At 35.2% G+C, this 9,352-nt stretch carries 8 protein-coding genes; 1 reads left to right on the forward strand and 7 read right to left on the reverse strand.

Features of this window, described 5'->3' with window-relative positions:
- Window positions 1-128: 128 nt before the first annotated feature.
- From ACSVH9_RS15995 to ACSVH9_RS16025, 7 genes are all read right to left on the reverse strand, one after another.
- Window positions 129-638: a hypothetical protein gene (locus tag ACSVH9_RS15995; RefSeq protein ID WP_438064576.1), complete on the reverse strand. Its 510-nt coding sequence runs from the start codon at window positions 636-638 to the stop codon at window positions 129-131.
- Between the two features lie 155 nt (window positions 639-793).
- Window positions 794-1,300 carry a hypothetical protein gene (locus ACSVH9_RS16000; RefSeq protein ID WP_438064577.1) on the reverse strand — a complete coding sequence of 169 codons (507 nt, stop codon included), beginning with the start codon at window positions 1,298-1,300 and terminating at the stop codon, window positions 794-796.
- A gap of 193 nt (window positions 1,301-1,493) precedes the next feature.
- Window positions 1,494-2,657 carry a hypothetical protein gene (locus ACSVH9_RS16005; RefSeq protein WP_438064578.1) on the reverse strand — a complete coding sequence of 388 codons (1,164 nt, stop codon included), beginning with the start codon at window positions 2,655-2,657 and terminating at the stop codon, window positions 1,494-1,496.
- A 686-nt stretch (window positions 2,658-3,343) separates the two neighbouring features.
- A complete protein-coding gene (locus ACSVH9_RS16010; protein WP_438064579.1) occupies window positions 3,344-3,715 on the reverse strand; it encodes a hypothetical protein in 372 nt (123 codons plus the stop codon).
- A 32-nt stretch (window positions 3,716-3,747) separates the two neighbouring features.
- Window positions 3,748-4,086 carry a hypothetical protein gene (locus ACSVH9_RS16015; protein ID WP_438064580.1) on the reverse strand — a complete coding sequence of 113 codons (339 nt, stop codon included), beginning with the start codon at window positions 4,084-4,086 and terminating at the stop codon, window positions 3,748-3,750.
- A gap of 228 nt (window positions 4,087-4,314) precedes the next feature.
- Window positions 4,315-4,995 (reverse strand): hypothetical protein, encoded by a 681-nt coding sequence (locus ACSVH9_RS16020; protein WP_438064581.1) that lies wholly within the window; start codon window positions 4,993-4,995, stop codon window positions 4,315-4,317.
- 152 nt (window positions 4,996-5,147) lie between these two features.
- The gene (locus ACSVH9_RS16025; protein ID WP_438064582.1) at window positions 5,148-5,549 is read right to left on the reverse strand and encodes a hypothetical protein; all 402 of its coding nucleotides are present in this window, start codon (window positions 5,547-5,549) and stop codon (window positions 5,148-5,150) included.
- A gap of 646 nt (window positions 5,550-6,195) precedes the next feature.
- On the opposite strand from ACSVH9_RS16025, the gene ACSVH9_RS16030 reads away from it, so the two are divergent.
- Entirely contained in the window at window positions 6,196-8,292 is a 2,097-nt protein-coding gene (locus ACSVH9_RS16030; protein ID WP_438064583.1) for a glycoside hydrolase family 97 protein, read from the forward strand.
- Window positions 8,293-9,352 lie beyond the last annotated feature (1,060 nt).

Here is a 9,352-nt window from a genome sequence, read left to right on the forward strand (position 1 = left end):
GCTCCCAACGTTCCCGCGCTACACGCAGGCTGGGATTAAAGATGCGTAATCTTTCGGTTAAAAACAAATGTGTCAAATACAAACTATTTTCAAATTAAGCCAATTGCCCAGCTTGCTTGTAGCGTGTGTTAGCAGTAGTGCATTTGTTTCAGTTTCTGATTTTCAATTCGGGTTTTTAAAAAATTAGAAAAGAAAATTATCAATCCAATTAGAAGCAAGAAACTCCCCGTAATTAAAAAACTAAAAAGCAGATTATTTACTAATCTTCCTGGAGATATATAGGTTTTTAAATAACTCCAACCTAAAAGATCAAATCGATTCAGTGTGTAACATATTACAAGAACAATGAAACTATTCCAAACAGACCATTTATTTTTTATAGAAATTACCATAGAAATAATAAATGAAGTTAATATTCCTAAAACAGCAGAAAGTTGAGTTACGAAAGAAAAGTTCCAAATATCCATTATAGTTATTCCAAATTTTTCAGAATTTCGTAATACATTCTCACTTCCGTTTTCTGAGATTACAGCCAAAATTTTAATATTATAAATTGCGGAAAAAGAGTAAAATGAATATATAAAAAAACACGTTGCTATAAAGTGAAAAATGATTTGTAGATAGTTTATTTTTCTCATAAATATTCTCTTTTTTTGGGCGCATTACTGCTAACGTTCTGGCACTACAGCGGGTTTGGGACTAAATTAAGCCCATTATTCGGATTTGCCAAATCATCTCAAATACAAAACCATCTTTCCATTAAGCCAAATGCCCAAATCCGTTGTAGTGGCTGTTAGCAGGCGTTTATTTCTTTATAATATTCAATTATATGACTTATTTCAAAAACTGAATAATTTTGGTCACTCAAAGATACTTTTACTTTTTTATTGTTTTTAAGAACGATGAGTAATTTATAATAACTTGCAACATCATTTGGGTCTATTTCTTCTATCAAAGTTGAATCAATATCAGTCCATTTTATTAATTTTCCATTACAAATTATGGATGCTTTAGATATAATCAATTTTGGATTTTGATTAATCATTTTTAAAATTGGTATAATCAAAATGACTACGCAAAAAATAATTGTTAATGACTTATTTGAATAAGATTCAATATTTTTCAATAATAGAATGTCAATGATTATAAAAAAAAGCAAAACTTGAAAATTCATTTTAATTGAATTTTTTATAGTCACTTCTTCTCCATAAATTTTACTGTCAAATTCATTATTTTTTTTGGTACTTTCAAATGATGAATTAGTGAAAAACTTTTTTAAAACTTCAATAAACTTTATCACTTGATTCTTTTTTTAAGTTCATTTTTCTGCGATTTTGGTTAAATGACTGCTAACGTTCCCGCGCTACACGCAGGCTGGGATTAAAGATGCGTAATCTTTCGGTTAAAAACAAATGTATCAAATACAAACTATTTTCAAATTAAACCAATTGCCCAGCTTGCTTGTAGCGTGTGTTAGCAGCAGTAACTCTTGATTAGTAACCAAAAATATTGATGTCATATTGATTTTGAAGATAAGTTTCGGGCGTATATGAAAAGCTGTGATTTATTTCATCATATTGATTTACAACTCCATGGTCCATTTGTGTTTGGAACATCAAAGTATATAAATCTTCTTCAAACTGTTCTATGAAAGTTGTATAATATAAAGGCTCAAAATAAACGTTTTCAGCGTGAGCTACAATTATGATCGAGATATCAGATTTAAGTTTATTTCTTTTGCGCATTTGTATACCTACTTTTTCGTATAAATGAGCATCTTCTTTAAAATAGCTTAATAAAAAATAAGCCTTATTTTCTTTAATTACAGGAAGTAATGTGACGAAAACGTTTTCCATTCTTCCTTCCGAATGCGGAATAGCAACACCTTCAAAATCAAAATCTAAATAGAAAGATGAAGAACAAGCGATAGGGTAGAAAAGAGGCAGTTCGAAAACATCGGTTTTTATAATCGCATAATCTTTTTCTGCGATTGCCTTATCAAAAATTCTACGATTTTCTTTGATATCATTTTCTGCTTGTCCTCCGAAATTCATAAATGTTGAAGCTTCCATTTTTTTATGGGATGCAACAACAAAACTGCGATATGCAAATAAAAAATTTTGCTCTTCAGTTTTTTGATATGGAAAATTTTCAATCGTATTAAAAATTGCATCATGTGTATTACAAAATCCCCAAAATATAGAAGCTACTTTCTTTTTAATTACTTTTCCTTTTAAACCACCTGGTTGAAATTTATATGTACTAACTTCATGGTTTTCAGATATTGTACTAAGAACACCGTTGTTTTGGATAGAATGTGCCGCGCTGACGATAATTTTGCCTGCCGAATCTAAGTTACATGAAGCATCACTTGCTTCAACATGCCAACAGAATTTTGAATCTTCAATAGATCTTTGCTTTAGTTCTTTCATCACAACCGATAAATCTTCTGATGTGATGTCAGTCAAATCAAATTTATTAAATACATCATATGCATGTGGTCCTCTTAATCGGATTTTTGGCAATTTATTTATAGTATTAATAAACTCGTCATACATTTTAGGATTTAGCCCAGCTTTGCGGAAATCACGCATAACTTCATATATCTTTTCGTGATTTATTTGAGGGTTTTCGAGATATCTTAAGATGTTTGACATAGACGTCTAAATTACGAATTTTTTGTTATTGCTGCTAACGTCCCCGCGCTACACGCAGGCTGGGATTAAAGATGCGTAATCTTTCGGTTAAAAACAAATGTATCAAACACAAACTATTTTCAAATTAAACCAATTGCCCAGCTTGCTTGTAGCGTGTGTTGGTGGCTGGTTGTTCTGTCGAAATTACGAATAGCCGCAAAGTTATAACGCTTTTGCTTTTCAGATTCCAATTTTCACACTTTTACTTTTCAGCTTTCAATTTTAGGCGCAATGTTTTTCAAGTTTTGCTTTTCACATTTCCACGGCAAGTTCCAACTTTCACAATGCTACTTTTCAGTTTTCAATTTTAGGCGAACTACTTTTAAGTTTCTGTTTTTACGCTTCCACTGTCAGATTCCAATTTTCACGCTTCCGTTTTCCAAGTTTCAATTTTTCACGCTTCTGTTGGCAGGTTTCAATTTTCACGCTTCTGCTTTGAAAACTTGCGGCGGAAACAACTGTTTATTTTCAAATTGGATTTGCCTGCGTAATTTCGGCGCAACTTGCCACCAACGTTCTCGCGCTACACGCAGGCTGGGATTAAAGATGCGTAATCTTTCGGTTAAAAACAAATGCACCAAACACAAACTATTTTCAAATTAAGCCAATTGCCCAGCTTGCTTGTAGCGTGTGTTAGTGGTAGTTACTTAATCGGAACCTATATTTTGAGTTTTGCCAGTATTGATATCCACTTCTGCAAAACTGTGTTTACCATAAACAACAGAAAGTTTATTAACTCTGAGTTTTATTACTCTTATTTCAGATTTTCCAATATTAGGTTTTCCACAAACTGAAATTATATTTGTTTTCCACTTTAATTTTCCATTTGTGTAAGCCGATAAAGTTTGCATATCTTTTTCGATATAATAAATAACATTATCGCTTTCGATTCCGCGCATTTTTGGTTCTAAAGACAAATTCAAGTCTAATTTTTTGGATATCAAATTTTTATTAATTTTCTGGGCAAAACTCGTTTGTGTAAAAACAATAAAAAATACTATTTTTAAAATGTTCTTCATTCGTAAAATACTTTCTATTCTGGTTGTTTTATTTATATTAAACTGCATTCAGAAAATTCAACAATTCTATTCCCTGAGTTTGTTTCAATTTTTATCCTATTCCGCAACGTTTTCCATTCGCTTTGTCCAGAGCTAAAGTCTTTTTCTACTTCTCCTAAGTTCAAAATATCTAAAATTGTAGGCAAACCGCCAAAAGGAATTTCTTCAATATTATAAAATATTACACCTTCAAATTTCAAAACTTTATGCTCAAAAATATTTTCTTCCCAATTGGTAGGAAAGTCAATTATAAATTCTAGAATTTGTCCGTTCGGATTTTCTATAACTTTTAGTATTTGAGAATCGTGGAATGAAACCTCATCAAAAATCATTGATTACAAATTTTGTTTTTTTTATATGTTAATTCTTCTTCTGTAGCGAAATTACCGCTAACGTTCTGGTACTACAGCGGGTTTGGGTTCTAAATTAAGATTTATTTTTCGGTTATCACTAAACATCCAAATACAAAACAATTTTCCTATTAAGCCTAATGCCCACCCGAGGCTGCAAGCCGAACAGACGAAGTAAATCCGTTGTAGTAGCTGTTGTGCGACGTATTTTTAGGAAATCCAAGCTTCTTCAACTTTGTCTATTATCCATTTATCTTTCATTTTTTTAATGAAAAACCTGTAACCGTGTCCACATAGCCCACCACAAATAACGGAACTTGTCAGGATTCCATATTTCCTTTCTATATCAAATTGAATTCTTGAAAAAGATACCACGCCCCAAAAAAAATAATCATTTCTATTTACCCAAACTCTATCATCCATTGTGAATTTTGCTATATATTTTACTTTTAAGTATTTTATTGAACTAAATTTTTTATGGTCAACGGAATATTCTAAAGTATCTAACTTTTTGTTTTGATACAAAATGGCATTTTTAAAATGATTTTTTAGTTTATTTAGTTCAAATGGTTGTATTCGGCATATTCTATTTAAAATCACAACAAATATTCTAGAGGTATCTTTCTTTATTTCTGACAATCGTTTATTATATTGCTTTTTTAGTTTGTTTTTATCTTTAGGTTCAACTCCTATAACCTTGTTATTTTTATCTAATTTAACAAATGAGAATGAATTAGAGATTGAATTATATATCCATAAAGAATCGATAAGCTTTGGATAAATTTCAAGCATAACATTTTTTTCAAAATCTAACTCGGATTTTTTATTATCACAACTAGAAATTAAAATTATAAGAAATAAGATAAATGTTGTTTTTTGAAGTTTTTTCATAATATGTCGCACAACGTTCTGGTACCACAGAGGGTTTGGGACTAAATTAAGCCCTATTTTCGGATTTGCCAATTCATCTAAAAATATTAAACCAAGTTTTTAGTGAACCAATTGTCTAAATTCGTTGCAGCAGTTAGCGCGGATAGTGGTTTTTATTCCAATTGCATCCAACCAGAAATACTATTTTTTTTGACTTTTAGTGCTAAATATAGTATTCCTAACCTTGCATATATTCCAAGTAGTGCTGGCAAACTAGAATTCCCTGCTTCTTTTGCAATATAAACATCAACAACAACATAAATAATACCTAAAGTAAAAAAAGCATTCTTCTTCCATTTAAATATAAGGAAAAGGCAAAATATTTCTATAATTGCCGAAAAGGTATGTAAAATAATTAGCTCATCTGTAACTGATGGTTTTTCAATTTTTATTTCTTTCGTATTCATTAAAATGGATAATTGTGAAAGTATTGTACTTAAAATCAAATAGACTAAAACTAAGGTTAAAAACCAATGTCTTTTCTTTACTAAAATCTGTTCTTGTGGTGTTTCCATTTCGGGAGTCTTTTTTCTTAACTTGTTTGTAACTCATTTAGATGGTCAACAAATCAATCCATACCAACCATTTCAGGTAGATAGCTTTGATAAGTCTCTCAAAGTATTAATTTCTCAAATATATACAATTTTAACTACAAACCTTTTTATTTATGGTTGAAGTTTGGGATTTATGGTTTTTTAATTTGGTGTCAAAGTCACGTAATTGGAATTTAAAAAACACACCCCCAGACCCTCTCAAGAGGGGAGCCAAACCGACAAGAATTGGAATTTGGAATTTTAAAAAGTAAAGTTTCTTCTTCTAACGTTTCTAGCCCTGATGGAAGTGGAAATCCTCTGGCTCGGGTGGCTATTTTTTGGCGGGTAGGAAAGAGCGACCCAAGAAGCTCCTTTGCCGCCCAGCCAAAAAAGCCACGCGAGCCGGAGATTACTTCGTCAGTTCGCTATGGCTCGGGTGCAACGTACAGCAGGATAAAGCTCCTAAAAATAAAGGGTATCGTATTGGTCGAGTAGGCCCAAAAGTTATGAGTGCGCAAACGTTGGAGTAGGATTTTTTACTTTCAAAGAGTATAAGGCGTTCCTTATTGTGGCTCGGTTCGGGACTTTTTGCGTATTTTTATAGTTACAAAAAAAAAATAGAATCCAAATGAAACAATTATTTTCCTTACTGCTCCTTTGTTGTATGAACTTGGTGTCCGCACAAAGGGTGGAATCGCCAACGGGAACTTTGGCGCTAACGTTTCAGCTCACGTCCGATGGTCAACCGACCTATGCGGTGAGCTACAAAAATAAACCTGTGGTGCTGTCTAGCGCTTTGGGGGTGAGTCTAAAAGATAAAACGGCTTTGGTCAACCATTTTGAAGTGACGGGAACAACGCCCCATGCGGTCAACGAAACTTGGAAACCAGTATTGGGAGAACAAGCCCAAATCGTGAACCATTACAACGAATTGATAGTTGCTTTGGTACAGAAAGATTCGAAAGTGAAACTGAATTTGGTCTTTAGAGCCTTTGACGAAGGGGTGGCGTTTCGCTACGATTTCCCAAAACAAGAAAACCTGAACTATTTTATCATTTCGGACGAGAAAACGGAATTCAATTTGACCGAAAACAATAAAGTGTTCTGGATTCCGGGAGATTTTGACAGCAATGAATACGTGTACAACGAAACCAAATTCTCCGAAATTGACAACGAAAAACTGAACCTTAACAACGGAATCGGAGTAAAATCCATTCCCGGAAAATACACGGTGCAAACGCCTTTGCAAATGAAATCGCCTTCAGGGCTGTATCTCAATATTTTTGAGGCGGCTGTGGTGAATTATCCCGTGATGCATTTGGATGCCAACGTGCAAAAGTACACGCTAAAAGCCAATTTGGTGCCCAACGCCATTGGTGACAAAGCCTATTTACAAGCGCCTTGCGTTTCGCCTTGGCGTACGATTATGGTTAGCGATGACGCTAGAAAAATCGTGAGCTCCAAAATGATTTTGAACCTAAATGAACCCTCTAAAATAGAAGATACTTCTTGGATAAAACCAATGAAATATGTGGGGATTTGGTGGGAAATGCACGTGGGGAAATCGACTTGGGATTACGCGGGTTCTCAAAATGCGCAAAACGCTGCGGGCAATCCAATTCCAACGGGCAAACACGGCGCAACTACCGAAAATACCAAACGCTATATTGATTTTGCAGCCAAGCACGGTTTTGACGGCGTGTTGGTCGAAGGTTGGAACGTAGGTTGGGAAGACTGGGTAGGCAACTGGAAAGAAGATGTTTTTGATTTTACGACACCTTATCCTGACTTTAATTTGGCAGAAGTTTCGGCATACGCCAAAGCAAAAAACGTAAAAATGATTATGCATCACGAGACTTCGGGTTCTGTGGGCAACTACGAACGCCACTTGGACCGCGCATTAGATTTGATGAAGAAATTCGACTATCCTGCGGCCAAAACGGGCTATGTGGGCAAAATCATTCCGCGTGGCGAATTCCACGACGGACAAGCAATGGTGAATCACTTTAATTTTGTGGCGCGTCGCTTTGCTGACAACAAATTGATGGTCAACTCACACGAATGTTCGCACCCAACAGGCTATAGCCGTACTTATCCCAACTATATCGCGGCCGAATCGGCTCGTGGGAACGAATTCAACGCTTGGAGCAACGGAAATCCGCCAGCGCACGAAACCATTTTGCCTTTCACGCGTCAGTTGGGTGGACCTATGGATTACACTCCTGGGATTTTTGAAATCAAAATGAGCTACTACGATAAAAACAAAACCGAGCAAGTACACACCACTTTGGCGAAGCAATTGGCCTTGTACGTGACAATGTATTCTCCCTTGCAAATGGCGGCCGACTTGATTGAAAACTACGAAAAATATCCCGATGCTTTTCAGTTCATCAAAGACGTGGCGATGGATTGGGACGAGAGTTTGTATCTAGAAGCAGAACCCGGCGATTATCTTACCGTGGCCAGAAAAACCAAAGGCAAAGACACTTGGTTCCTAGGCGCCATCACCGATGAAAATGCCCGAACCACCGAAATCAAATTGGATTTCCTAACCAAAGGCAAAAAATACAAAGCCATCATCTACGAAGACGCCAAAAATGCACATTGGGAGAAAAACCCAATCGCTTACACCATCAAAACACAAGTCGTAACATCGGCTACCAAACTCAAACTGCAATTAGCCGCTGGGGGAGGAACCGCCATTAGTTTCGAACCACTGCCTTAATTTTTAGGAGCAGACGCAGGCGGAGCACCACACGAGTCGTCCCGCTCTCCGCTCTATCTTTTTTACAAAAAAACCTAGTAGTAACCCACTACTAGGTTTTTTTGTAAAAAAGGATGCCGCTGCGATCGGGGCTAGGGGACACGACTCTTTTTCATAAGAAGTTTTGAAAAAAAACCAATTTAAAAATGAAGTATCACTTACCAACCTGCAAGGTCTTTTTCGAGACCCTGTAGGTTTTATGATTAATCGTTATACCTGTAAGATTGAAAAACCTTGCAGGAAGACCCAAAAAAAAGAATTTCACTAAATTTAACGGATTAAATTCCATTCCAACGGAACTTGTACATTCGATAGAGAGCCGTAGGCTCGACCCATTTTGTAAAGCCGTACTTGATTTAGTTTAAGTATACACCTGCGAGGTCTTTTTCGAGACCTTGTAGGTTTTTTATAATTAATCGTTATACCTAATAAGATTGAAAAACCTTGCAGGAAATCTCAAAAAAATAATTTAGCTCAACGCAACGGATTAAATTCCGTTTCAACGGAACTTATTACATTCGATAAAGAGCCGTAGGCTCGACCCATTTTGTAAAGCTGTACTTGATTTAGTTTAAGTATACATCTGCAAGGTCTTTTTCGAGACCTTGTAGGTTTTTTATAATTAATCGTTATACCTACAAGGTTGTTAAAACCTTGCAGGAAATCTCAAAAAAATAATTTACCTCAACGCAACGGATTAAATTCCGTTCCAACGGAACTTATACATTCGATAAAGAGCCGTAGGCTCGACCAATTTTGTAAAGCTGGACTTGATTTAGTTTAAGTATATACCTGCGAGGTCTTTTTCGAGACCTTGTAGGTTTTTTATAATTAATCGTTATACCTACAAGGTTGTTAAAACCTTACAGGAAATCTCAAAAAAATAATTTAGCTCAACGCAACGGATTAAATTCCGTTCCAACGGAACTTATACATTCGATAAAGAGCCGTAGGCTCTTACAACCCACAACCCACAACCCACAACCCACAACCCACAACCCACAACCCACAACCCACAACC

The organism is Flavobacterium sp. RSSB_23, assembly GCF_051547145.1.
Classification (GTDB): Bacteria; Bacteroidota; Bacteroidia; order Flavobacteriales; family Flavobacteriaceae; genus Flavobacterium.

What these genes read in the sequence shown, in the direction of transcription:
- ACSVH9_RS16030 (WP_438064583.1), top strand. Translation starts at nt 6,196, where the DNA reads ATGAAACAATTATTTTCCTTACTGCTCCTTTGTTGTATGAACTTGGTG.
- ACSVH9_RS15995 (WP_438064576.1), bottom strand. Translation starts at nt 638, where the DNA reads ATGAGAAAAATAAACTATCTACAAATCATTTTTCACTTTATAGCAACG.
- ACSVH9_RS16015 (WP_438064580.1), bottom strand. Translation starts at nt 4,086, where the DNA reads ATGATTTTTGATGAGGTTTCATTCCACGATTCTCAAATACTAAAAGTT.
- ACSVH9_RS16010 (WP_438064579.1), bottom strand. Translation starts at nt 3,715, where the DNA reads ATGAAGAACATTTTAAAAATAGTATTTTTTATTGTTTTTACACAAACG.
- ACSVH9_RS16020 (WP_438064581.1), bottom strand. Translation starts at nt 4,995, where the DNA reads ATGAAAAAACTTCAAAAAACAACATTTATCTTATTTCTTATAATTTTA.
- ACSVH9_RS16025 (WP_438064582.1), bottom strand. Translation starts at nt 5,549, where the DNA reads ATGGAAACACCACAAGAACAGATTTTAGTAAAGAAAAGACATTGGTTT.
- ACSVH9_RS16005 (WP_438064578.1), bottom strand. Translation starts at nt 2,657, where the DNA reads ATGTCAAACATCTTAAGATATCTCGAAAACCCTCAAATAAATCACGAA.